The sequence below is a fragment of the Geodermatophilus sp. SYSU D00696 genome (assembly GCF_054050235.1).
This window is the reverse complement of record NZ_JBJGYY010000011.1, coordinates 86759-109488: the sequence shown is the minus strand read 5'-3', so window position 1 is coordinate 109488 and position 22730 is coordinate 86759. Positions and strand designations below refer to the sequence as shown.

Annotated in this window: 21 protein-coding genes; 7 read left to right on the top strand and 14 right to left on the bottom strand. The window is 75.0% G+C overall.

Annotation, left to right across the window (positions count from 1 at the left end; genetic code table 11):
• Positions 1-115 precede the first annotated feature (115 nt).
• From ACI79O_RS09505 to ACI79O_RS09485, 5 genes are read right to left on the bottom strand one after another with little or no spacing between them, the layout of a single operon-like run.
• Complete coding sequence (locus ACI79O_RS09505; RefSeq protein WP_456887457.1) at positions 116-1366, bottom strand: ABC transporter substrate-binding protein; 1251 nt, start codon at positions 1364-1366, stop codon at positions 116-118.
• Positions 1363-2619, bottom strand: a complete 1257-nt coding sequence (locus ACI79O_RS09500) for a branched-chain amino acid ABC transporter permease (protein ID WP_456887458.1) — start codon at positions 2617-2619, stop codon at positions 1363-1365. Before ACI79O_RS09500 ends, ACI79O_RS09505 begins: the two co-directional genes overlap by 4 nt.
• On the bottom strand, positions 2612-3502 hold the full coding sequence (locus ACI79O_RS09495; protein WP_456887459.1) for a branched-chain amino acid ABC transporter permease: 891 nt from the start codon (positions 3500-3502) through the stop codon (positions 2612-2614). The genes ACI79O_RS09500 and ACI79O_RS09495 overlap by 8 nt, the downstream gene beginning before the upstream one ends.
• Positions 3499-4434 carry an ABC transporter ATP-binding protein gene (locus ACI79O_RS09490; RefSeq protein ID WP_456887460.1) on the bottom strand — a complete coding sequence of 312 codons (936 nt, stop codon included), beginning with the start codon at positions 4432-4434 and terminating at the stop codon, positions 3499-3501. The genes ACI79O_RS09495 and ACI79O_RS09490 overlap by 4 nt, the downstream gene beginning before the upstream one ends.
• The gene (locus ACI79O_RS09485) at positions 4422-5240 is read right to left on the bottom strand and encodes an ABC transporter ATP-binding protein (RefSeq protein WP_456913974.1); all 819 of its coding nucleotides are present in this window, start codon (positions 5238-5240) and stop codon (positions 4422-4424) included. The genes ACI79O_RS09490 and ACI79O_RS09485 overlap by 13 nt, the downstream gene beginning before the upstream one ends.
• Positions 5241-5502: 262 nt before the next feature.
• Here ACI79O_RS09485 and ACI79O_RS09480 point away from each other — a divergent pair, with 262 nt between their 5' ends.
• Together ACI79O_RS09480 and ACI79O_RS09475 are read left to right on the top strand one after the other, a co-directional pair.
• A complete protein-coding gene (locus ACI79O_RS09480; RefSeq protein WP_456887462.1) occupies positions 5503-7110 on the top strand; it encodes an acyl-CoA synthetase in 1608 nt (535 codons plus the stop codon).
• A 52-nt stretch (positions 7111-7162) separates the two neighbouring features.
• Positions 7163-7543, top strand: a complete 381-nt coding sequence (locus tag ACI79O_RS09475; RefSeq protein ID WP_456887463.1) for a hypothetical protein — start codon at positions 7163-7165, stop codon at positions 7541-7543.
• Positions 7544-7552: 9 nt separating this feature from the next.
• On the opposite strand, the gene ACI79O_RS09470 is transcribed toward ACI79O_RS09475, so the two are convergent.
• Positions 7553-7762, bottom strand: coding sequence for a dodecin (locus tag ACI79O_RS09470; RefSeq protein WP_456877286.1), 210 nt, complete (start codon positions 7760-7762; stop codon positions 7553-7555).
• Positions 7763-7944: 182 nt separating this feature from the next.
• Here ACI79O_RS09470 and ACI79O_RS09465 point away from each other — a divergent pair, with 182 nt between their 5' ends.
• From ACI79O_RS09465 to ACI79O_RS09450, 4 genes are all read left to right on the top strand, one after another.
• The gene (locus tag ACI79O_RS09465; protein WP_456913973.1) at positions 7945-8457 is read left to right on the top strand and encodes a sigma-70 family RNA polymerase sigma factor; all 513 of its coding nucleotides are present in this window, start codon (positions 7945-7947) and stop codon (positions 8455-8457) included.
• On the top strand, positions 8441-9565 hold the full coding sequence (locus tag ACI79O_RS09460) for a hypothetical protein (RefSeq protein WP_456887464.1): 1125 nt from the start codon (positions 8441-8443) through the stop codon (positions 9563-9565). Before ACI79O_RS09465 ends, ACI79O_RS09460 begins: the two co-directional genes overlap by 17 nt.
• A gap of 29 nt (positions 9566-9594) precedes the next feature.
• On the top strand, positions 9595-10530 hold the full coding sequence (locus tag ACI79O_RS09455; RefSeq protein WP_456887465.1) for an ABC transporter ATP-binding protein: 936 nt from the start codon (positions 9595-9597) through the stop codon (positions 10528-10530).
• Between the two features lie 73 nt (positions 10531-10603).
• A complete protein-coding gene (locus ACI79O_RS09450) occupies positions 10604-11446 on the top strand; it encodes an ABC transporter permease (RefSeq protein WP_456887466.1) in 843 nt (280 codons plus the stop codon).
• Between the two features lie 10 nt (positions 11447-11456).
• Here ACI79O_RS09450 and ACI79O_RS09445 read toward each other — a convergent pair whose 3' ends face one another.
• Complete coding sequence (locus ACI79O_RS09445) at positions 11457-12392, bottom strand: anti-sigma factor RsbA family regulatory protein (RefSeq protein ID WP_456887467.1); 936 nt, start codon at positions 12390-12392, stop codon at positions 11457-11459.
• The gene (locus ACI79O_RS09440) at positions 12389-13237 is read right to left on the bottom strand and encodes an MEDS domain-containing protein (RefSeq protein WP_456913972.1); all 849 of its coding nucleotides are present in this window, start codon (positions 13235-13237) and stop codon (positions 12389-12391) included. Before ACI79O_RS09440 ends, ACI79O_RS09445 begins: the two co-directional genes overlap by 4 nt.
• A 261-nt stretch (positions 13238-13498) precedes the next feature.
• On the opposite strand from ACI79O_RS09440, the gene ACI79O_RS09435 reads away from it, so the two are divergent.
• The gene (locus ACI79O_RS09435; RefSeq protein WP_456913971.1) at positions 13499-14422 is read left to right on the top strand and encodes an anti-sigma factor RsbA family regulatory protein; all 924 of its coding nucleotides are present in this window, start codon (positions 13499-13501) and stop codon (positions 14420-14422) included.
• Positions 14423-14532: 110 nt separating this feature from the next.
• Here the strand turns inward: ACI79O_RS09435 and ACI79O_RS09430 are convergent, their stop codons facing one another.
• The 6 genes from ACI79O_RS09430 to ACI79O_RS09405 all read right to left on the bottom strand — a co-directional run bounded on the left by ACI79O_RS09430 (position 14533) and on the right by ACI79O_RS09405 (position 22534).
• Positions 14533-16119 (bottom strand): M28 family peptidase, encoded by a 1587-nt coding sequence (locus tag ACI79O_RS09430; RefSeq protein ID WP_456913970.1) that lies wholly within the window; start codon positions 16117-16119, stop codon positions 14533-14535.
• A 152-nt stretch (positions 16120-16271) separates the two neighbouring features.
• Positions 16272-16727, bottom strand: coding sequence for an ester cyclase (locus tag ACI79O_RS09425; protein ID WP_456887471.1), 456 nt, complete (start codon positions 16725-16727; stop codon positions 16272-16274).
• Between the two features lie 71 nt (positions 16728-16798).
• On the bottom strand, positions 16799-18418 hold the full coding sequence (gene cydC, locus ACI79O_RS09420; RefSeq protein ID WP_456913969.1) for a thiol reductant ABC exporter subunit CydC: 1620 nt from the start codon (positions 18416-18418) through the stop codon (positions 16799-16801).
• Complete coding sequence (cydD, locus tag ACI79O_RS09415; RefSeq protein ID WP_456913968.1) at positions 18415-20073, bottom strand: thiol reductant ABC exporter subunit CydD; 1659 nt, start codon at positions 20071-20073, stop codon at positions 18415-18417. The genes cydC and cydD overlap by 4 nt, the downstream gene beginning before the upstream one ends.
• Entirely contained in the window at positions 20073-21107 is a 1035-nt protein-coding gene (gene cydB, locus ACI79O_RS09410; RefSeq protein WP_456877874.1) for a cytochrome d ubiquinol oxidase subunit II, read from the bottom strand. Before cydB ends, cydD begins: the two co-directional genes overlap by 1 nt.
• Before the next feature lie 2 nt (positions 21108-21109).
• On the bottom strand, positions 21110-22534 hold the full coding sequence (locus ACI79O_RS09405; protein WP_456913967.1) for a cytochrome ubiquinol oxidase subunit I: 1425 nt from the start codon (positions 22532-22534) through the stop codon (positions 21110-21112).
• Positions 22535-22730: the final 196 nt, after the last annotated feature.

Genomic DNA, 22730 nt, shown 5'->3' with positions numbered 1-22730 from the left:
CGACGGCGCCCCCTCTCCGCAGAGAGGGGGCGCCAGACCGTGAGCCGAGGGTGTGGCCCCTCCGCAGGGTCCCGCCGCGAGCGTGCGAGCGGTGGGGGGCGGAGGGGTCCTTCGATCAGCCGGCGAGCTCGCCGGCCAGCTCGCCCTCGAAGGCCTCCTGGATGACCTCGGCGCCGCCGGGGACGTCGGCCGGCCGCAGGATGATGCTCTGCGTGCTCGGCGACACCCCGGTCTCGAAGCCCTCGATCGGCACGATCAGGCCCCCGGTGTCGACCTCCTGGAGCTCGTCGAAGGCAGCGCGGACGCCTTCACGGGTGAGATCACCGTTCTCGCAGGCCGCGTCGAGCACCTGGTTCATCACGTCGCCCATCGCGTAGCCGAAGATCGCGCCGAGGCTCGGCGTGGTGTTCGGGAAGGCCGACTGGTACTGCTCGAGCAGCTCGGGCTGGGCGTCCCACGACGTGACCGGCGAGGCGACGTACAGGTGGTCCTTGAGCCACTGCGCCGAGGGACCCTGCAGCAGGCCCGGCGCGAACACCGGGTTGCTGCCCAGGATCGGGACGTCGAGGCCCTGGGCCTGGGCCACCGCGGCGACCGAGGCGGTCGCCGCCGGGCCGACGGTCAGCACGATGGCGTCGACCCCCTCGGCGGCGAACTGGGTGACCTGCGCGGACATGTCCTGGTCGGTGGACTTGATCTGCGCCGGGATGACGGTCAGCCCGCGCGCCTCCGCGACGGCCTCGCTGCCGGCCAGGCCGTTCTCGCCGTACTCGCCCTCGAAGTAGATGTGGCCGACGGTGGCGCCGTCCTGCAGCAGGCCCTGGTCGAACAGGTACTGGTAGCCGTTGGCGATCTCGACGTCGTAGGTGGCCCCCAGCACGCCGGTGCCGGGGATCTCGGTGAGCGTCCGCGCCCAGGCCGACGAGAAGTTGGTCATGACGTCGGACTCGAACTCCGGCGCCAGCGCGGTGTTGATCGGCGAGCCGATCGTCTGCTGCATCGCCAGGACGTTGGGCTCCATGGAGCTGTAGAGCTGCACGCCCGTCTGCGGCACGTAGCCGGTGTCCTGGACGTCGAGCTCGACGTCGTAGGTCTCGCAGACCTGGTTGTCCTGCCAGTACAGCGTGTTGCCGTTGGTGATGTCCTGGCCGAGCGCGGCGAAGGTGCCGGTCAGGTCGGTGAGCACGCCGAGCCGGATGGTGGTGCCGTCGACGCCGATGTCGGTGGCGACGTCCTCGCCGCCACCACCACCGCCGCCACCACCGCCGCCGCCGCTGTCCTCGGCCCGGGTGCTGCAGCCGCTGACCGCGACCACGGCGACGGCGGCCAGGACGGTGGCCCCCCGCAGACGCTTACCTGCTCTCATCTGGTGCTGCTCCCTTGCGCTGGTGGATCGGACGGGACGGTGGTGCCGGGGCCGGCGCCCGGGGAGGGGCCGCCGGACGAGCGCGGGGAGGCGCCCGGTGATCCGCGGCCGGGTCTGCGACCCCGGTGGCGGAAGCGGTTGGCGAACCCGACCAGGCCGCCGGGCTCGAAGAGGATGACCAGGACGATCGCCAGGCCGAACAGGTAGCGGGCGGCGATGCCGGCGGAGATCCCGCCCTCGCCCGGCGCGCTGACCAGCGGCAGGACGTCGGCGAACTGCTGGAACACCAGCGGCAGCGCGGTCACGAAGGCCGCGCCCAGCGCCGCGCCGGCCACCGAGCCCAGCCCGCCGAGCACGATCATCGCCAGGTAGAGGATCGAGACGGTCAGACCGAAGGACTCCGGCGCGATGCTGCCGATCGACAGCGCGTACATGACGCCCGAGAGGCCCGCGTACATCGAGCTGACGAGGAACACCCGCGCCTTGTAGGCCTGCACGTTCACGCCCATGACCGAGGCGGCGACCTCGCTGTCGCGCAGGGTCTGCAGCGCCCGGCCCGGCCGGCTGCGCAGCAGGTTGCGGGCGAAGACGTAGGCAGCCAGGGCCAGGACGATGCCCAGGTACCAGAGGCGCTCGGCCTCCCGGAAGGGCACGCCGAGGACGAACAGCTGCGGGTCGCTGTTGCCGAAGGTGAACCCGAACAGCGAGAACTCCGGCACCGAGCGGCCGTTGAACCCGCCGGTGACCGGGGTCCACGTGTTGAGGACGTGGACGCCGATGAACACCAGCCCGAGCGAGGCGACGCCGAGGTAGATGCCGCGCAGCCGCGCCGCGATCGGGCTGAACAGCAGCCCGGCGACGCCGGCGAGCAGGACGCCGACGACCATGCCGACGATCGGCGGCAGCTCCAGCCCGCGCAGCGAGGCCCGGGTGCCCAGCCCGCCGGACTCCCCCGAGATGTAGGTGTAGCTGACCGCGCCGACGGCGAGGAAGAACGCGTGCGCCAGCGACAGCTGCCCGGTGGTGCCGACCAGCAGGTTCAGCCCGATGGCGCCCACGATCGCCCCGGCGACGGCGAAGCCGGTGCGCAGCCAGAACTCCCCGACGTAGAGCGGGAGGACCAGCAGGACGACGAGGAAGGCCACCAGCAGCAGCGGCTTGAGGAACCGCATCGGCGACCGGCCGGCGCGGGACGCGTCGGCCGCCGTCGTCCTGCGGGTGGCGCCGGCCGGGGCGGAGAGGGTGTCAGACACGTGTCAGCTCCTTGGTCCCGAACAGCCCGGAGGGGCGGACCAGCAGCACGATGATCATGACGACGTAGGGGGCGACCTCGCCGAACCCGCGGCCGAGGAAGGACAGCTGCTCCTGGTAGCCGGCCGCCATCGCCTCGGTGATGCCGATGAGCAGCCCGCCCACCAGGGCGCCGCCGGTGGAGTCCAGGCCCCCGAGGATCGCCGCCGGGAAGGCGCGCAGCGCGACGGTGTAGGCCGCGGCGCTCACGCCCGGGGTCGGGGCGCCGACGAGGAACAGCGCGGCCACCGCGGCCAGCACGCCGGCCACGATCCAGGCCAGCGCCGAGACCCGGCCCTGCCGGATGCCCATGAGCGCCGCCGCCTCGCCGTCCTCGGCCGAGGCGCGCATGGCCACGCCCCAGCTGGAGTACTTGAAGGCGACGAAGAAGGCGATGATCAGGACCCCGGCGACGCCCATCGCGATCAGCCGGTTCTCGCTGATGCCGACGCCGCCGATGCGCACGGAGTCCCCGCCCCACGGGTGCGGGACGTTGAGGATGTCCGGGCCGATCCGCCGGATCAGCTCGGTGAGCAGGATGATGTCGACGCCGATGGTGACGATCGCCAGGCTGATCACCGGGGCGCCGCGCAGCCGGTTGATGACCAGCCGCTCGATGAGGAACGCCGCCACCGCGGTGACGAGGATCCCGACCAGCACCGCGGGCAGGAAGCCGATCGGGTCGGCGAGCCGGGCCATCGTGTAGGCGGCCAGCAGGAGCAGCGAGCCGTGGGTGAAGCTCACGACCTCGCTGGCCTTGAAGATGATCACGAAGCCCAGGGCGATGAGCGCGTAGATCGCGCCCAGCGAGATGCCGTTGAGCAGCAGGGACAGGAACTGGTTCACGGCCGGCTCCCCGGGGCGTCGGTGGACTGGGTGGGGTGGGTCGTGGAGGTGCGGGTCGGCGTGGGCCGGGCCGTGGTGGGCTGGGCCGCGGCGACGTGCCCGGCGGCGGCCTCCGCGGGGTCGACCTCGGAGCCCGAGCCGAGGTAGGCGCGGATGACCTCGGGGTCGGCCTGGACCTCCGCCGGCGTGCCGTCGGCGATCCGGCGGCCGAAGTCCAGGACGGTCACCCGGTCGGCCAGGGACATGACCATGCCCATGTCGTGCTCGACGAGGATGACCGAGATGCCGAGCGCCGAGCGGATCTCGCGGATGGCGTCGGCCATGCGGTCGGTCTCCTGGGCGTTCATCCCGGCGACCGGCTCGTCGAGCAGCAGCAGCCGCGGCTCGATGCACAGCGCCCGGGCCACCTCCACCCGCTTCTGGTCGCCGTAGGAGAGCACGCCCACGGGGGTGTGCAGCTTGGCGCCGAGGTCGAGGAACTCGGCGATCTCGCGGATCCGCTCGCCGTGCACCCGGCCCTCGCGGGTGGCCCGCGGCAGCCGCAGGCCGGAGGAGAGGAACCCCGCCCTGGTCAGGTGGTGGCGGCCGAGCATGAGGTTCTCGGCGACGGTCTGCGCACCCGACAGCGCGATGTTCTGGAACGCGCGGGCCACGCCGACGCCGGCGATCTGGAACGGCCGCATGGCGCTCAGCCGCGCGTCGCCGAACCGGACCTCCCCCGCGGTGGCCCGGTACACGCCGGACAGGACGTTGAACAGCGTCGACTTGCCTGCGCCGTTGGGCCCGATGACGGCGTGGATGGACCCCGGGACGACGGTGAAGGAGACGTCGTTGAGCGCCTTGATCGCGCCGAAGGCGACGCTGACGCCGTCGACCTCGACCGGCGGGACGTCGTCCCGCGTGGTCACCGGTGCGGCGCTCACGTCGTCCACCGCGACAGGGTCCGCAGGGGGGCGCGCTCGACGCGCTGCCCGGACTCGGCCTCGCCGGTGTGGCCCAGGTAGAGCCGCTGCACCTCGTCGGTGGCCGCCAGCTCGCGGGCGTCGCCGGACAGCGAGACCTCCCCGACGTCGAGCACGTAGGCGCGGTCGGCGACGCCGAGGGCCATGGTCGCGTTCTGCTCCACCAGCAGCACCGACGTCCCCTGCCGGTTGATCTCGGCGATGACCTCACCGATCTGGCCGATGACGCGCGGGGCCAGGCCGAGGGAGGGCTCGTCGAGCAGCAGCAGCTTCGGGCTGGCCATCAGGGCGCGGCCGATGGCCAGCATCTGCTGCTCGCCGCCGGAGAGCAGGCCGGCGCGCTGCCCGGCCCGCTCCCGCAGCACGGGGAACAGGTCGTGCACCCGGGCCACGGCCGAGGCCTTGGCGGCGCGGTCGCGGTTGCCCATGCCGCCGGCGCGCAGGTTCTCCTCGACGGTCAGCCGCCCGAAGATCCGCCGTCCCTCGGGGACCTGGACCACGCCCCGCCGCACGATCTGGCCGGCGTCGCGGCGGGTGAGGTCGGTGTCCTCGAAGCGGACGGTCCCCTCGTCGACGCGGCCGCGGTGCAGCCGCAGCGTCCCGGAGATGGTCCGCAGCAGGGTGCTCTTGCCCGCACCGTTGCTCCCGAGGACCGCGACGACCGAGCCGTCGGGGACCTCCATCGACACGCCGCGGACGGCCTCGACCGCGCCGCCGTAGGTGACGCGCAGCGAGTCGATGCTCAGCACGGCGCAACCCGGGGTGATGTCGCCCACATGCGGCGGAACGATAGGGCGAAGGTCAAGGCCGGTCGCGCTGGAACCGCACGACTGTGACCACTCGGTGATACGAGTCCGCGCCGTCCTGATTCCGGGGGGCAGGTCGTGTGCCCCGGCCACACGACCGGGGGTGGGTCTGCGGGTCCTGCCGACATTGTCCGGGGTCCGCGGCCGTGCCAGCACCGCCGGTGCCTCGACGCGAGGTGTCCGCGGCTGCTACACCCGGCTCCCCGGGACCGACGCCGGCAGAGGAGCCCCCGTGTTCGACCAGACGCTGACCGACACCATCGCCCAGGCCCGCCGGCACGCCCTCGGCGACCTGCTGCACCGCTCCGCCGCCCGCACCCCCGCCAAGCCCGCGCTGCGCTTCCGCGACCGCTCCTACACCTACGCCGAGCTCGACACCGTCGTCGACCGCACCGCCAACGCCCTCGCCGCGCGCGGCGTCGGCCGGGGCGACCGGATCGCGCTGCTCTCCCACAACGACGACGGCTACGTCGTGCTGGTGTTCGCCCTCGCCCGCCTGGGCGCCGTCGCCGTCCCGGTGAACTTCATGCTGCAGGCCGGCGAGGTCGGCTACATCCTCGGCCACTCCGGAGCCGTGGGCGTCGTCGCGGAGCACGCGCTGCTGCCGGTGGCGCAGGCGGCGATCGAGCAGGCCGGGCGGACCCCGGAGGTCCGCGTCCGCGGCGTCCTGGGCAGCGGCGGCGGGCCGCTGCCCGAGGGCTGGGAGCCCTTCGAGACGTGGGCGGCGCACGAGGACGCCACTCCCCCGCAGGTGCCGGTCGCCGACGACGACGTCCTGCAGCTGATGTACACCAGCGGCACCGAGTCGCGGCCCAAGGGCGTGGTGATGACCAGCCGCAGCCTGGTCACCCAGTACGTCAGCTGCATCGTCGACGGCCGGTACTCCGCCGACGACGTCGCGCTGCACGCGCTGCCGCTGTTCCACGTCGCCGCACAGCACTGCTTCCTCAACCCGAACCTCTACCTGGGCGGCAGCAACGTGGTGCTCGACGGCCCCGACCCCGCGACCGTCCTGGAGACGATCGAGCGGGAGCGGATCACCAGCCTGTTCTGCCCGCCGACGGTGTGGATCGGCCTGCTGCGGCACCCCGACCTCGACGAGCGCGACCTGTCCTCGCTGGCCAAGGGCTACTACGGCGCGTCGATCATGCCGGTGGCCGTGGTCGAGGAGCTGCGCCGGCGGCTGCCGGGCATGGCGCTGTTCAACTTCTACGGGCAGACCGAGATGTCCGCGCTGGCCCTGGTCCTGTCCCCGGAGGACCAGCTGCGCCGGCCCGGGTCGGCCGGTACCGCGGTGATCAACAGCGAGACGCGGCTGGTCGACGACCTCGGCCGCCCGGTGGGCCCCGGCGTCGAGGGCGAGATCGTGCACCGCAGCCCGCACGCGACCGCCGGCTACTGGAACGACCCGGACAAGACCGCCGAGGCCTTCCGCGACGGCTGGTTCCACAGCGGCGACCTCGGCGTCATGGACGCCGACGGCTACATCACGATCGTCGACCGCAAGAAGGACGTCATCAAGACCGGCGGGGAGAACGTGGCCAGCCGCGAGGTCGAGGAGGTGCTCTACCAGCACCCGGCGGTCGCCGAGGTCGCCGTCTTCGGCATCCCGCACCCGCGGTGGATCGAGGCCGTGGCCGCCGTGGTGGTCCCCCGGGAGGGGCAGCGGGCCGAGCCCGCGGAGCTGGTCGCCTTCTGCCGGGAGCGGCTGGCCGGGTTCAAGACGCCACGGCACGTCGTGGTCGCCGACGCGCTGCCCAAGAACGCCAGCGGCAAGATCCTCAAGCGCGAGCTGCGGACGGCACACGCCGACCTGGCCGGCGAGCAGGAGGCCGGCTGAGCGCGACCCCGGCCGGCCGGGACCGTCGGTGCCGGCGGGCAGGATCGGCGGCGTGCCCGCATTCTTCCTCCCCCGCGCCACCGACGACGACCAGGCCGAGCGGCTCTACGAGGCACTCGCCGAGTTCGCCGGCTGCGAGCCCGCGCCGCCCGGCGGGCGGGTCCGGTCGATCGGCTTCGAGCAGGACGGCGCCCGGTGGGTGGCCGAGGTCGGCGAGGAGCTGCGCGGGCACCGGACCACGTCGTTCCTGCGGCGCGGCGAGCTCGTCGAGCACACCGAGACGCTGACCGACCCCGCGCGGGTGCTCGCCGTCTACCCGGGCACCCCGCACGTCGTCGTCACCGACGCCCAGCCGATCACCGGCACCGCCTCGCGGTGGGCCAACCCCTTCTCCGCGCAGCCCGACGAGGTGGTGCTGTTCGACGCCGGGTGAGGGCGCCGCTCAGTCCTCGACGCGGAAGCCGATCTTCATGGCCACCTGGACGTGGGCCACCTCGCCGTCGACCACCTGACCGCGGACCTCCTGGACCTCGAACCACTCGATGTGGCGCACCGTCTGCGCCGCCTTGGCGATGCCGGTGCGGATGGCGTCGTCGACGCCGACCGGGCTGCTGCCCACGATCTCGCTGAGCCGGTAGACGTGGTTGCTCATGTCGGCCTCCTGACCTGCGGACCCCGGGCCGAGCCTCCCGCCCGGACGGGTGGATGTCACATCCGCGGGGCCGGCGGTGCTGTAGGGATGTGGACGTCGTGAGGCAGGCGCCGGTGACCGCGCTCGGGACCGCCGTGGCGCGCGGGACCGCCCGCGGGCGCCCGGGTCGGAGGGACGGTGCCGTGGCAGGCGAGCCGGGCGCCGTCCGGGCCGACCTCGAGCAGGTGTTCCGCGCCGGCTACCCCGCCGTGGTCGCCGTCGCTGCGCGGGTGCTCGGCTCGCGGGACGAGGCCGAGGACGTCGCGCAGGAGGTGTTCCTCTCCTTCGCCCGCTCCGCGGTGCCCGCCGCCGAGGCCCCGGGCTGGCTCGCCGTCGCCGCCGCCCACACCGCGCTCAACCACCTCCGCTCGGGCCGCCGCCGCGCGGCCCGGGAGGAGGCCGCCTCCGACGGCCACCGGCCCGTCCCCGACGTGGCCGACGACGTCCTGCTCCGCGAGGAGCGCAGCCGCGTGCGGGCCGCGCTGGCCCGGCTGCCCCGCCGGCAGGCCGTCGCCCTCGTCCTGCGCCACAGCGGCCTGTCCTACGCCGACGTGGCCGCCGCCCTCGACCTCTCCCCCGGCAGCGTCGGCACCACCGTGCGGCGCGCCGAGTCCGCCCTTCGCGAGGAGTTGACCCGCAGTGCCCCTGTTGCCTGAGCGCCTGTCCGCCGACCGTCATCCCGCCGACGGCACGCTGCGCCGCCTGCTCGACGAGCCCGCCGGCGTCACCGACGCCGACCGCGCGCACGTCGCCGGCTGCGCGGTCTGCCTGCGCGGCCTGGCCGACGTCCGCGCCGACGCCCTGACCGCCGCCGACGCCATGACCGCCGGTGCCACGCCGGCCGCGCCCGACGTCGACGCGGCGTGGCGGCGGCTCTCGGCCGCGGTCGACGCCGAGGCCCGCGGCCGCGCGCCCGCGCCCGCCCCGGCCCGGTCCGGCCGGTGGCGCACCGCGCTGCGCAGTCCCGTCGTCGCCGCGTTCGGCGTGGTCGTCGTCCTCGGCGGCGCCGGGGCGGCCGCCGCCGCCGACTGGCTGGACGTGTTCCGCACCGAGGAGGTCGCCGCCGTCGAGGTGAGCAGCACCGACCTCGTCGCCCTGCCCGACCTGTCCGCCTACGGCGACCTCGTCGTCGTCTCCGACCCCGACGTCCGGGAGGTCCCCGACGCGGACGCCGCGGAGGAGGCCACCGGGCTGGAGGCCCCGGAGGTCGGGGTGCTGCCCGCCGGGGTGACCGGCGAGCCGCGCTACACCGTCGGCGGGCAGGCGGTCGCCGAGTTCACCTTCTCCGCCGACCGGGCCGCGCAGGCCGCCGCCGCGGCCGGCGAGACGCTGCCGCCCCCGCCGGCCGGGCTCGACGGCGCCACGTTCCGGCTGGAGGCCGGCCCCGGGGTGGCCGCGGTGTGGTCGGAGGCCCGCGGGGTGCCGGCGCTGGTCGTCGGCCGGGTCACCGCGCCCACCGCGTTCTCCTCCGGCGTGCCGTTCGCCGAGGCCCGCGACTACCTGTTGTCCCTGCCCGGCTTCCCCGACGACCTCGCCGCGCAGCTGCGGACCTTCGACGGCGACGGCGGCACGCTGCCGCTGCCGGTGCCCGCCGAGCTGGCCACCTCGTCGACCGCCGAGGTCGACGGCGCCCCGGCCACCGTGCTGGCCAGCCGCGACGGCACCCTCACCGGCGTCGTCTGGGTCGAGGACGGCCTGGTCACCGCGGTCGCCGGCTCGCTGAGCGAGGACGAGGTCCTCGCCGTCGCCGGGGACCTCGGCTGACCACCGGCTCCCCCGCCGCCGCCGGGGACGTGCGGCAGCTGCTCGAGCAGCTGCCGCCGTCCCCGGCGGTGTGGTGCTCGGGACTGCGCAAGCGGTACGGCCGGCGCACGGCGGTCGACGGCGTCTCGTTCACCGTCGGCCGCGGCGAGGTCGTCGGCCTGCTCGGCCCCAACGGCGCGGGCAAGACCAGCGTCATCAAGATGCTGCTCGGCCTGGTCCGGCCCGACGCCGGCGAGGTGCTGCTCCTGGGCCGGCCCGGGCGCGACCCGCGGGCCCGCGAGCGGGTCGGGTACCTGCCCGAGCTGTTCCGCTACCAGCCGTGGCTGACCGCGGCGGAGGTGCTGGCGCTGCACGTGCGGCTGGCCGGCGCGCCGGTGCCGCGGGAGGGCCGGCGGGAGGTGCTGGCCCGGGTCGGGCTCGCCGAGCGGGCCGGTGACCGGGTGGGCGGCTTCTCCAAGGGCATGCAGCAGCGGCTGGGGCTCGCGGTGGCGCTGGTCGCCCGCCCGGAGCTCGTCGTGCTCGACGAGCCGACCAGCGCGCTGGACCCGCTCGGCCGGGTCGACGTGCGCGACATCGTGCTGTCCCTCAAGGACGACGGCGTCGCGGTGCTGCTCAACTCCCACCTCATCGGCGAGGTGGAGCGGGTGTGCGACCGGGTGGTGATCCTCGACCGCGGGCGGGTGGCCGCGGCGGGCACGCTCGCCGAGCTGCTCGGCCGGCGGGAGCTGCGGCTGCGCCTGACCGGGCTCACCCCGGCCGCCGAGGCGCGGCTGGCCGCGACCGGCGCCACCACCCGCACCGGCGAGGACCTCACCGTCGCCCTGCCCGCCGACGACGACGGGACCACGGTGCCCGGCCTGGTCGCCGACCTGGTCGGCCTCGGGGTGCGGGTGCACGCGGTCGAGCCGGTGCGGATCAGCCTCGAGGAGCGGCTGCTGGGCATCCTGCGGGAGGAGCGCACGTGACCGAGCTCGCGAGGTCACGCGTCAGCGCAGCACCGCCCGTCGCCATGCCGACGAGCGCCGGCGAGGAGGCATCGTGACGGTCCTGACCTTCGCCGCGCTGACGCTGCGCGAGGCCGCCCGCCGCAAGGTGCTGCGGGCCCTCGGGGCGCTGACCGTGGCGCTGCTGGCCCTGTCGGCCTGGGGCTTCTCCCGGCTCGCGACGGTCGACCCCGAGTTCGGCGCGCTGACCAGCGGCGAGGCCCGGCTGTTCGCCTCCCAGCTGCTCAACCTGGTGATGTTCGGCTACAGCCTCATCGCCGCGCTGGGCACCGCGTTCCTCGCCGGCCCGACGCTGTCCGGGGAGGTCGAGTCCGGCCAGGCGCTGGCGGTGCTGGCCCGGCCGGTGCGCCGCGCCACCGTGCTGGCGGGCAAGTGGCTCGGCCTGGTCGCCTTCGGCACCGGCTACGTCGCCGTCGCCGGGTTCGCGCAGTTCCTCGTGGTCCGGTGGGCCGTGGACTACTGGCCGCCCGACCCGGTCACCGGGCTGCTGCTGCTCGCCGCGCAGACCACGGTGCTGATGACGCTCGCGCTGCTGCTGGCCACCGCGATCTCCCCCATGGCCTCGGGCATCGTCGCCGTCGGCCTGTTCGGCGCCACCTGGGTGGCCGGGGTCGTGGGCAGCGTCGGGGAGGTCATCGGCAACGACGGCGTCGCCCGGGTCGGTGAGGTCTCGCGGATGCTGCTGCCCACCGACGGGCTCTGGCGGGGTGCCATGCACGCCTTCCAGGACGCCACCGCCCCGGCCGCCTTCGGCTTCGAGGGCTCGCCGTTCCTCTCCATCGCCCCGCTGAGCCCGGCCTACCTGGCCTGGGTGGTGGTCTGGCTGCTGCTCATCGGCGGGCTGGCGGCGCTGTCCTTCTCCCGCCGCGACGTCTGAGGCCCCGGGGTCAGGGACCGAAGAACAGCCGGACCGCGGTGCCGCACGGGCCGGTGCGGACGGCGGCGTCGTCGGCCAGGCTCCACGCCAGCCACATCCCCTTGCCCTCGAGCGGGTCGGGCGGCACGTAGCCGAGCGTCTCGTCGGGCAGGCCGGGCCCGGCGTCGGACACCTCGACGACGAAGGCGTCCCCGTCGGGCCACGTCGCCAGCGTGGCGAACGGCGCCACGCGCAGCGCGTTGACCACCAGCTCGTGGGCGGCCGCGACGACGTCGCCGAGCCGGGCGCGGCGGTCGGCGGGCAGCGTGACGCTCAGCGCGCGGCGCGCCTGCACCGGCGCGGTCACCGTGGTGACGGCGGCGCCGGCGGGACGGGCGGTCCAGGGGCGCTGCAGCGCGCGGAGCAGGCGCACGGGGTCCTCGTACGCCGGCTGCGGCGCGGGCGCGGTGCCGTCCCAGGTGAGCGGGTGGGACCGCGCCACGGTCGTCAGCACGTCGCCGGGCACGCGCCGGGCGTCGTGCAGGCAGAGGCTGTAGTACGGCATGGCGTCGAAGCAGAGGTTGGCGACCGCCTCGAAGCGGCTCCACTCCCGCCCGTCATCGCGGGTGAGCCACACCGGCTCGGCGGCCAGCCGCCAGCTCGGCGCGCCGGCCCGCAGCTCGCGCAGGTCGCGGGCGTAGGCCAGCAGCGTGCCGTGGCCACCGCGCCACCAGGTCTCGGCGGCGGCGAAGGTCGCCAGCCGGCCCAGGTCGGCGCCCAGGTGGGCGGCGAGGAGGGAGCGGACCCGCCGGCCGGCCACGACGAGCACCGGCTCCTCCCGGCGGAAGCCCTCGAGGACGAAGGGCACCACCCGCTCGACGAGCTGGGTGTCGTCGGAGAACACGAACCCCTCGTGCGCGAGGGAGGTCCCGTCCCAGCCGCCGGTGGGACGCAGCAGGGCCGTCACCGCTCCTCCTCGAGGAGGTCGAACAGGTCCAGGCAGCGGCGCAGGTGCCGGCCGGTCCCGGTCAGCCGGAGGGCCGTGCCCCGCCCGGCCAGCTCGTCCCGCGCACCGGAGAGCGCCCGTGCGCCGGCCACGTCGAGGAACCCCAGGTCGGAGAGGTCGAGCACCAGCTCCCCGGGGACGGGGCCGGCCGTGCCGAGGACGGTGTCGACGAGGGCGGTCCGCACGGCGGCGGCCTCGGTGAGGTCGACCTCGCCGCGCAGGGCCGGCTGCGGGCCCCGGCCGGACAGGTGGGCCAGCGGCTCGCGGTCCCCCATGTGCTGCACCGGGTGGAGGACGGCGACCGGCGCGATGACCTCCGCGCCCAGTGACGCGTCGTAGAGGCAGGCCGCGGTCATGGGGACCGCCCCCATGAGCTCGTCGGCGAGCCGCTCGTAGGCGTGCAGCAGACGGCGGCCCGGGGGCCCGCAGCGCAGCAGGCCGGTCACGTCGGCGGCCACGCGCAGGCCGGTGCGCCCGCCGTCGAGCGCGGCCTGCACCGCGGCGCGGTAGCGCTCGGCCTGCTCCTCGGGCACCAGGCCGCCTCCGGCCGCGTAGGCGTCCGCGGTGGTGTGCACGTCGAGCCGGCCGTCGGCGAGGAGGTCGTCGCGCTGCGGCAGGCCGGCGAGGACGTCGAGCAGGGCCGGCCGGGACGCCCCCACCAGCAGCAGCTGCTCCCCGCGCCGGCGGCCCTCGTCGAGGTAGGGCACGACCGCCCCTGCGAGGTCGGCGTCGTCGGTGAAGGTCCAGCAGACGTGGTCACCCGGCCGGAGGCCGGTCAGGGAGCGGAGCCCCCGAGGAGCCGTCACGGCGGGGACGCTACCGGCGGGAGCGCCCGGTGTCAGGGCCCCGGCGCAGGGACCCGGCCCCGCCCGGTGGACCGGGTTCCGACGTCCGCCCCGGAGCGAGAGGTACCGTGTGGAACCGCGCTCGTGCCGGACCCCGTGAGAGGGCGGTCCTCCCGCGTCGGCGAGGGACGGGTGCACGTACTCGTCACAGGTCGACCGTCGGGGAGTCCACGGGTGTCAGCTGCGCGCACGGGCGGAGGGCAGGGAACTGCCGGGCGCTACGTGCACGACGCGTTCCTGTACGACGACCCCACCCAGCTCGCCGACGTGGCCGCGCGCTTCCTCGGGGAGGGCCTCGCCGCGGGTGAGGCGGCGGTGGTGGCCACCGGCCCCCGGACCACGGGGATGATCCGGGACGCGCTCGACGACCACCCGCACCTGCGCGTCCTCGACCGGTCGGAGGTCTACCGGGGCCGCACGCCGGCCGTCATCACCTCGCTGCGCCGGCTGGCCGACCGCTGCGCCGCCGACGGCGTGGACCGGATCCGGGTCGTCGGGGAGACCGACTTCGGCACCACCGAGCAGAACCGCTACGAGTGGCAGCGCTACGAGGCGGTGGTCAACGTCGCCCTGGCCGACCGGCCGCTGTGGGGCCTGTGCGTGTTCGACGCCCGGCGGCTGCCCGAGCCGGTGCTGGAGTCGGCCCGCCGCACCCATCCGCACCTGGTCACCGCGGCCGGCCGCACGGCCAACCCCGGGTACGTCGACCCGGCCGCCTTCCTGCGCGACCTGCCGGCGCCGCCGGAGCCGCTCGAGCAGAGCCGGCCCCGGCTGGTGGCCCGCGACGTCACCGACTTCATCGGCCTGCGACACGCCGTCGCCGCCGAGCTGGCCACCCTGGACGGCCCGCAGGAGACCGTCGAGGACCTCCTGCTCGCCGTCGACGAGATGACCTCCAACGCCGTCCGGCACGGCCGGCCCCCGGTGGATCTGGAGCTGTGGACCGACCGCGAGCGGGTGGTCTGCCGCATCACCGACCGCGGTCCCGGGCCGGCGGACCCCTACGCCGGGTACGGCCCGGCCCACGGCGAGGACCTCTCCCGCGGCGGCATGGGCCTGTGGCTCGCGCGCCAGCTCTGCGACCACGTCCACGTGGCGCGCACCGCCACGGGCACGTCGGTGCGCCTGGTGACGCGCCTGCGCTGACCGCCGGCGGACCCCCGGACGGCAGCAGGCCCCCGGCGGGACCGCTCCCGCCGGGGGCCTGCTCGTGTGCTCCCGGTTCCCGCCCGGGGGGTGCGGGCGGCCGGCCGGGGTCAGGCGGCGGCGTCGACCCCCGCGTCGTGGTCGTGGCCGGCGTCCGCGCTGTTGCCGGCACCGTGCGACCGGCCCGGCGCCCGCGGCACGCCGTTCACCGCGGAGGTGTCGTAGGCGAAGGTGATGATCGCGGTGGCCAGCGCGTCGGAGTTCTGGTCGAGGGCGTCGACGTTGACGTTGCCCACGAGCCGGTAGTCCTCGGCCAGCTGCGCGTACAGGGCGGCGTCCTGGCCCTCACCGCGGAGGTTGTCGCAGGCGGAGTGGTAGCACGGGTCCTTCTGCGCGCCGGCGACCCCGCCGAAGATCTCGGCCTCGGCCGCGGTCTTGGGCGCCTCGGCGCCGGTGAACAGCCCGCCGGAGGGGATGCCGACCGCGATGAAGGGCCCGTAGTCCGACCGCCCGGAGAACTCCGAGTCCACGAACGGCAGGCCGCGGGAGGTGTAGAAGCCCTCGAACACGTCCTCGATCTGCGCGGAGCCCTCGGGGATGAAGCCCGGAGCCGCCGTGCCGCCGGAGTTGTCGCCGTCGTAGATGCCGGTCGTGTAGTTGGGCGAGGCGATCATGTCGAAGTTGAGGTAGAGACCGATGTCGGCGATCTCCTCGTCGCTCAGCTGGTCGACGTAGTACTCCGACCCGAGCAGGCCCTCCTCCTCCGCGCCCCACCAGGCGAACCGGACGGCGTTGTTGGGCTTGACCTTCCGCATCTGGATCGCGGTCTCCAGCAGCGCGGCGCTGCCCGAGCCGTTGTCGTTGACGCCCGCGCCCTCCTGCACCGAGTCCAGGTGCGCACCGGCCATGACGACGTTGTCGGTGCGGCCGCTGCGGGTCTGGGCGATGACGTTGTAGGTGGTGCGCTGCTCGGCCGCGTAGTCGACGGTGACGGTGACCGTGGCGCCCGGGGTGGCCGCGAGGTCGGTGCCGGCCTCGATGGTGGCGAAGACGACCGGGATGGTGAGCCCGGGCGCGGCGCCGATCATGTTGACCAGGCCGGTCGTGTTGTTCCAGATCACGACGCCGGCGGCCCCGGCGGCCTGGGCGTTGGTCGCCTTGACGGCGAAGCCGCAGCCGCCGCGCTGGATGAGGACGATGGAACCGGCGGTGGTGCCCGGGAAGTCCGTCGCCTCGCAGCCGGCGGTCGTGCCACCCGGCTCGACCGGGACCAGGGTGCCCGTCGCGGTGCCCTCGGGGCTGCCGGTGTCGAAGGTGTTCCGCAGGAAGTCGACGCCCTCGACGAACGTCCGGGCCGGTGCCGAGGTCCGCACCAGCGCCGAGTTCTCCTCGGCGTAGGTGAACGGGAACTCCTGGACCTCCGGGTCGTACCCGGCCGCCCTGAGCTGCTCGACGACGTAGTCGACGCTCGCCTCGTAACCGGGCCGGCCCGCGGCACGGTCGCCGCCGTTGGCGTCCGCGACGCCCTGGAGGGCCTCGATGTGGTCGAGCACCCCCTCGGCGGTGACGGCCCTGGTCAGCTTCTCGGCCGAGTTGTTGTTCGGGACGGCGAACGCCGACGACATGCCCAGCACCGTGGTCACGCTGAGCGCGGTCACGGTGGCGAGCCCGCCGGTCACCATGCGGGAACGGGTCATCCGGGAGGTCCTCCTTCGTCGTTGAAGCCGCCCGCGGCAGGGGCCGCGGACGGTGAGGCGGAGGGAACCTAGAGGTCAGCGCGCTGCCGGGGAAAGGGCTGCACGGCGAGTCCGGTCGCTCACGCGGCGTGTCGGCCGCCCGGCCGCACCCGTCAGCGGCCCGCGGACCAGCCCGCGGGCTCGAACCGGACGGCGTCGACGGCGGCCAGCGCGCCCAGCTCGTCGGCGACCATGAAGACCTCGGTGATCCGGCCGCCGGCCAGCGTGAGCACGTCCACGACCCGCAGCTCCAGGTGCCGGCCGGTGGGCGGCAGCACCCCGGCCGCGGTGTGCAGCGGGCCCACGTGCCGCCCGCGCATGCGGAAGGCCACCGCGACCCGCTCGCCGTCCTCGACGAGGGAGACCACCTCCCGCTCGGCGTCGGCGAAGGTGGCCTGTACCGCCCGGGCGCGGGCGACCAGGTCGGCAGCGGTCAGCGGGTGCCCGTTGACGGTGACCGGGTCGGTGTAGAGGGCGCGGAAGGCCTCCTCCGCGGCCGGGCCGTCGGGCAGCGGGTCGGTCCACAGGCGCAGCAGCCGGTCGACGTCGAAGGCTGTCGGGGATGCCATCGCGCCATGGTCGTCCCGGGCCGGACCCGGCACCAGGGGCGCCGGTGCCCGGCGGTCGGGTGGTGACGTGTTCAGGCCGGGGCGTCGAGGGTGACCACCTGCCACCGGCCGTCGAGGGCCGCGGGGTCGTGCGTCACCAGCAGCACGGTGCGCGGCTCGCGGGCGAGCAGGTCGAGCACCCGCCCGGTCAGCGCGGGGTCGAGGTGGGCGGTGGGCTCGTCGAGCAGCAGCACGTCGGCGCGGCTGAGCAGCGCCCGCGCCAGCCCCACCCGGGCGCGCTCACCGGCCGAGAGCCGCTCGCCGCCCTCCCCCACCCAGCCGTCGAGACCCGGCGTCGTGGCGAGGGACCCGAGGCCGACGTCGGCCAGGACGGCGAGCAGCTCCTCGTCGGTGGCGTCCTGCCGGCCGAGGCGGAGGTTCCCGGCGAGCGTGCCGCCGAGCACCTGCGGCGCCTGCGCACTCCAGGCCAGGCGGGACCGGACGCCCTCGAGCGGGAGCCGGCGCAGGTCGGTGCCGCCGAGGGTGACCCGGCCGGTGTCGGGGTCCCGCGCGCGCACCGCCAGCGCCAGCACGGTGCTCTTGCCGGCGCCGCTCCCGCCGGTGAGGGCCACCTTGGCGCCGTCGGGCACGGCGAGGTCGACCCCGCGCAGCGCCGGGCGGGCGGCGCCGGGATGGGTCAGCGAGACGCCCTCGAACCGCAGCGCGGAGCCCGCCGGCAGCGGCAACGGCTCGGCCGGGTCGGCGACGGCGGGGCGCCGGGCGGCGAGGTCCTGCACGCGGCCGGCCGCCGCGCGGATCCCGCCCGCGGCGCTCCAGGCCGCGCCCAGCCCGCCCACCGCCTCGAAGGCGCCGAGCACCCCGAGCGCGCAGGCGGCCAGCAGCAGCGGGCCGGTGTCCCCCGCGGCCACGTCGGCGCCCACCAGCCACAGCGCCGCCACGAGCCCGAGCCCCGGCACGCCCTCCCGGCACAGGGTGGTGACCGCGGCCAGCCGGGCCGACGCGCGCTGCGCCTCCTCCTGCCGGTCCAGGTGACCGTCGAGGGTGCGCAGCGCCGTGGCGCCGCCGTCGCCGCTGAGGGTGTCGGCCAGGCCGCGGACCAGGTCCAGGGTGTCGGCGGCCACGTCGGCGTAAGCGCGGGCGGCGGCCAGCGCGGCGCGGCGCCCGGCACGGGCGGCCACCACGGGCACGACGACCCCGAGGAGGACGAGCAGGCCGGCGAGCACGGCGGCGGTGGCCGGCGAGACCAGGGCGGTGAGGACGACCGCGGTGCCCCCGGCCAGGACGGCGACGCCGGCGGGGGCGACGAGCCGGACGACGACGCCCTGCAGCTCGTCGACGTCGGCCCGCACCCGCGACAGCAGCTCGCCGCCGCGGACGCCGGTGAGCGCGGCCGGCGCGAGCGGGACCAGCCGCTCGAGCACCCGGGCGCGCACGGCGGTGACCATCCGCAGCGTGACGTCGTGCGTGACCAGCCGCTCGGTGTAGCGCAGCGCCGCCCGGGACAGCCCGAACAGGCGGACCCCGGTGATCAGCGGCATGAGGACCAGCAGGGTCGAGGGCCGCTGCGCCGCGCCGGTGATCAACGCACCGGACACCGCCAGCAGCGCCGCGCCGCACAGCACGGTGAGAGCGCCGAGGGCGACGGCGAGGGCGGTGCGCGGCCCGTGCAGCAGCGCCAGCGTCTCCCTCACCGCGGCACCGCCGGCTCCCGCACCCGCCCGCCGTCGAGCGCCACGACCCGGTCGTGCAGGGCCAGCGGCGCCGTCCGGTGGGTGACGGTGACGACGGTGCGCCCGCGGGCGAGGTCGTCCAGGGCGGCCAGCACCGCCGACTCGGTGGCCGCGTCGAGCTGGCCGGTGGGCTCGTCGAGGACCAGCACGGGGGCGTCCTTGACGAACGCGCGGGCCAGCGCCAGCCGCACCCGCTCGCCGCCGGACAGCCGCGCGGCGTCCTCGCCCAGCGGCGTGGCGCTGCCCTGCGGCAGCCGGGAGACCAGGTCCAGCAGCCCCGCCCGGTGCAGCGCCTGCTCGACCTCCGCGTCGCCGGCGCCCGGGCGGCCCAGCCGCACGTTGTCGGCGACGGTGCCCGGCGACAGCCACGGCCGCTCCGGGACGTAGGCCACCCGCGCCCGCCAGGCGTCGGGGTCCAGCTCGGACAGCGGGACGCCGTCGGCGAGCACGGCGCCGGCGTCGGGGGCGCGGAACCCGAGCAGCAGCCGGACGGCGGTGGTCTTGCCCGCGCCGCTGGGCCCGACCAGCGCCGTCCGGGACAGCGGCGGCAGGTCGAGGTCGACGCCGTCGAGGGCCACCCGGTCGCCGTAGCGGACGGTGACACCGCGCAGCCCGAGGTGCGGCACGCCGGGCGGGACCGGACGGGTGCCACGGGCGGGCGCGGGGGTGTCGAGCAGCGCGAACACCCGCTCGGCGGCCGGCCGGCCCTCCAGGCTCGCGTGCCGGTCGGCGCCCAGGGCGCGCAGCGGGGCGAAGAACTCCGGGGTGAGCAGCAGGACCAGCAGCGCGCGCTCGAGGTCCAGCCCGCCCTGGAACAGCCGCACCCCCACGGTGACGGCGACCAGCGCGGTGCAGAGCACGGCGCCGAGCTCGAGCACGAAGGCGGAGAGGAACGCGGTGCGCAGCACCCGCATCGTGTTCCGGCGGTGGGCCTCGCTGACCCCGGCCAGCCAGCGGGCGCTGCCGCGGGCCCGGCCGTAGGCGACCAGCGTGGGCAGCACCCGCAGCGTGTCCACCAGCACCGCGCCCAGCTGGGCGAGGGTCTCCCACGAGGCGCGGGCGGACCGCGCGGCGAGCGTGCCGGTCAGCCACAGGAAGACCAGGACCAGCGGGCCGGTGAGCAGCAGCAGGCCGCCGCTGGCCGGGTCGAGCACGAGCACGGTGGCGGCCACCAGCGGCGGGACGACGGCCGCCGTCGCCGCACCCGGCAGGTACCGGCCGAGGACGCCGTCGAGCCGGCCCACGCCCTCGGTGACCGTGGTGACCAACTCGCCCGCACGCTCCCCCGCCGCGGCGGCGGGGCCGAGGACGAGGAGCTTGCGCAGCAGCGCGGCGCGCAGCTCGCGCCGGACCCGCGCCGAGGTGCGGACCGCGGCGCGGTCGCGGAGCCCGGCCAGCCCGGCGCGGGCGCCCCAGGCGGCGAGGACGCCGGCGAGGGCGCCGGACGTCTGCGCCGGCGTCGCCGCGCCGGTGGCCACCGCGCTGACGACCGCGGCCACCAGGGCCCACTGCACCACCAGCAGCGCCCAGACCAGCACCCCGAGCACGGCGCACAGGGCGACCAGCCGGCGTGACGCGGGCAGCGCCAGCAGGCGGCCGGTGGGTCCGCGGTCCATCAGTAGCCGTGGCTGAGCGCGCCCTCGTCGGGGCGCACCCGCTCGCGGAAGACGTAGTAGTTCCAGATCTGGTAGCCGATGATCAGCGGCAGGAAGATCGCGCCGACCCAGGTCATCAGGACCAGCGTGTAGTCCTGGGCCGCCGACTCCTCGAGGGTGAGCCCGTACTCCGCCCGCAGCGTCGAGGGCAGCACCTCACCGCGGGTGTAGAGCGCGATGAACACCGTGACGGTGGCGAACAGGACGGTCAGGCCGCTCATCGTGAACGCCAGGACGTCGCGGCGCCGCACCAGCGCCCACCAGATGCTGGCCAGGGTGAGGAACGCCGCGACCGGGAAGGCCCACGGCACGACGCCGAAGTCCTCGAACAGGTCCTCGGTGACGTACCCCATGACGACGAAGCCCACGATCGCCACGGTGGCCAGCGCCCCCCAGCGCAACGCGGCCCGGCGGGCCCGCCGGTAGAGCACGGTGTCGGTGTGCAGGCGCAGCAGCAGGAAGTTGGCGCCGTGCAGCATGAACAGCAGCAGCGTGGTGACGCCGCCGACGATCGAGAACGGCGTGAACATCGCCGCGAAGCCGCCCTCGACGCGCCCCTCGGCGTTCACCGGCAGCCCCTCGATGAGCTTGGCCATGATCACGCCCCACAGGAACGAGGGGACCACGCTGCCGCCGAAGGACATCCAGTCCCAGAAGGAGCGCCAGCGCTCGCTGTCGACCTGGTTGCGGTACTCGAAGGACACCCCGCGCAGCAGCAGCGCCAGCAGGATGAGCACGAACAGCGGGTACATGCCGCTGAAGACCGCGCCGTACCAGAGCGGGAAGGTGGAGAACATCAGCCCGGCGGCGGCGATGACCCAGACCTCGTTGCCGTCCCAGAACGGCCCGATGGTGCCGGTGAGCGCCCGCTCCTCGGCCTCGGTGCGCGCCAGCGTCGGCCGCAGGATGTCGACGCCGAAGTCGAAGCCCTCCAGGAAGAAGTAGAGGGTGAACGTCAGCGCGATCAGCCAGAACCACAGCGTGACGAGGTCCACCGTCAGTCCCTCTTCTCGTACCCCTGGAACCCGGCGCCCTCGTAGTCCGGGGCCGGCGCGGAGACCAGCTGGGCCTCGGGCTTGCGGTGGATGCCGGCGCGGGCGGTGACGCTGAGCAGGTAGACGTCGAGCCCGATGAGGGCGAGGTAGACCGCCCACAGGCCGACCAGGCCGGCGAGCACCTCCCCGGCGGTGTTGGCGCTCACGCCCTCGGTGACGGTGAGCTCGCCGTAGACCATGAACGGCTGGCGGCCCATCTCGGTGACGATCCACCCGGTGAAGTTGGCGATCCAGGGCAGCGGGATGAACCAGACCAGCGCCCGGAGGAACCAGCGGGTGCTGTCGAGCCCCCGCTTGCGCCGCCACCACAGGAAGAGCCCGAGGAACGCCGTCGCCAGCAGCAGCGACCCGATGGCGACCATGATCCGGAAGGACCAGTACACCCAGGCCACCGGCGGGGTGTAGTCGTCCTCGCCGTAGGCGGCGTCGTACTCCTCCTCGAGCTGGTTGATGCCCTCGTAGCGGCCCTCGAGGCTGTTGTAGGCCAGGATCGAGCCGACGTAGGGGATCTCGAGGCTGAACGAGTTCTCCCGGGCCGTCTGGTCGATGACGGCGATCAGCGACCACGGCGCCGGGGAGTCCGAGGTCTCCCACTGCGCCTCCATGGCCGCGAACTTCATCGGCTGGTCCTCCCGGGACACCTGGGCCGCGGTGTGCCCGCTGAACACCGAGAAGACGGTGCCGACGGCGGCGAAGACCAACCCGATCCGCAGCGCCCGGGAGAACACGTCGGAGTCCTGCCTCCGCAGCAGGTGGTAGGCGCTGATGCCCAGCACGAAGAAGGCCGCGACCACCCAGGCGCTGCCCTGGACGTGGGCGAAGTACAGCCAGGCCTTGTAGTTGAAGACGACGGCGGCGAAGTCGGTGAGCCGGGCCTGCCCGTCGACGACCTCGTAGCCGACCGGGTGGTGCATCCAGGCGTTGGCCAGCACGATCCAGAAGGCGCTGATCTGGGTGCCGATGGCGACCAGCCAGATGCTGGCCAGCCGCATCCACGGCTTGAGCCGGTCCTTGCCGAACCACCACAACCCGATGAAGGTGCTCTCGAGGAAGAAGGCCATGAGCACCTCGAGGGCCAGCGGGACCCCGAAGATGTTGCCGACGAAGTAGGAGTACTGGCTCCAGTTCATCCCGAACTGGAACTCCTGCACGATGCCGGTCACCACGCCGACGGCGAAGTTGATGAGGAAGAGGTGACCGAAGAAGTTGGTCATCTTCCCGTAGACCTCGCGCCGGTCCGACCGGCGGTAGGCGATGGTCTCCATGACCGCGATGAGGAACGCCAGGCCCACGGTCAGCGAGACGAAGAAGAAGTGGAAGATGCTGGTCGAGGCGAACTGGAAGCGGGAGAGCTCGACCACGTCCACGCGGGCACCACCTCGACGTCCGGAGGCCGGGCGATCAGGTGGCGCGGGGTCGTCACGCCGAGGGGTACCGGCCGTCCGGGGACGACGATTGCACGCAACCGGCTGGGGTGCAGCGCGAGCGGCCGGACCGGCCGCGGGGCGGGCCGGCGGTCACCGGGAAATGTCGTTGCCCTCAGGTGCACTGCAGGTCCCATGC

Excerpts from the sequence above, each read along its gene's own strand:
- ACI79O_RS09470 (WP_456877286.1), bottom strand. The coding sequence starts at position 7,762 with ATGAGCAACCACGTCTACCGGCTCAGCGAGATCGTGGGCAGCAGCCCG.
- cydD (WP_456913968.1), bottom strand. The coding sequence starts at position 20,073 with ATGGACCGCGGACCCACCGGCCGCCTGCTGGCGCTGCCCGCGTCACGC.
- ACI79O_RS09425 (WP_456887471.1), bottom strand. The coding sequence starts at position 16,727 with ATGGCATCCCCGACAGCCTTCGACGTCGACCGGCTGCTGCGCCTGTGG.
- ACI79O_RS09505 (WP_456887457.1), bottom strand. The coding sequence starts at position 1,366 with ATGAGAGCAGGTAAGCGTCTGCGGGGGGCCACCGTCCTGGCCGCCGTC.
- ACI79O_RS09430 (WP_456913970.1), bottom strand. The coding sequence starts at position 16,119 with ATGACCCGTTCCCGCATGGTGACCGGCGGGCTCGCCACCGTGACCGCG.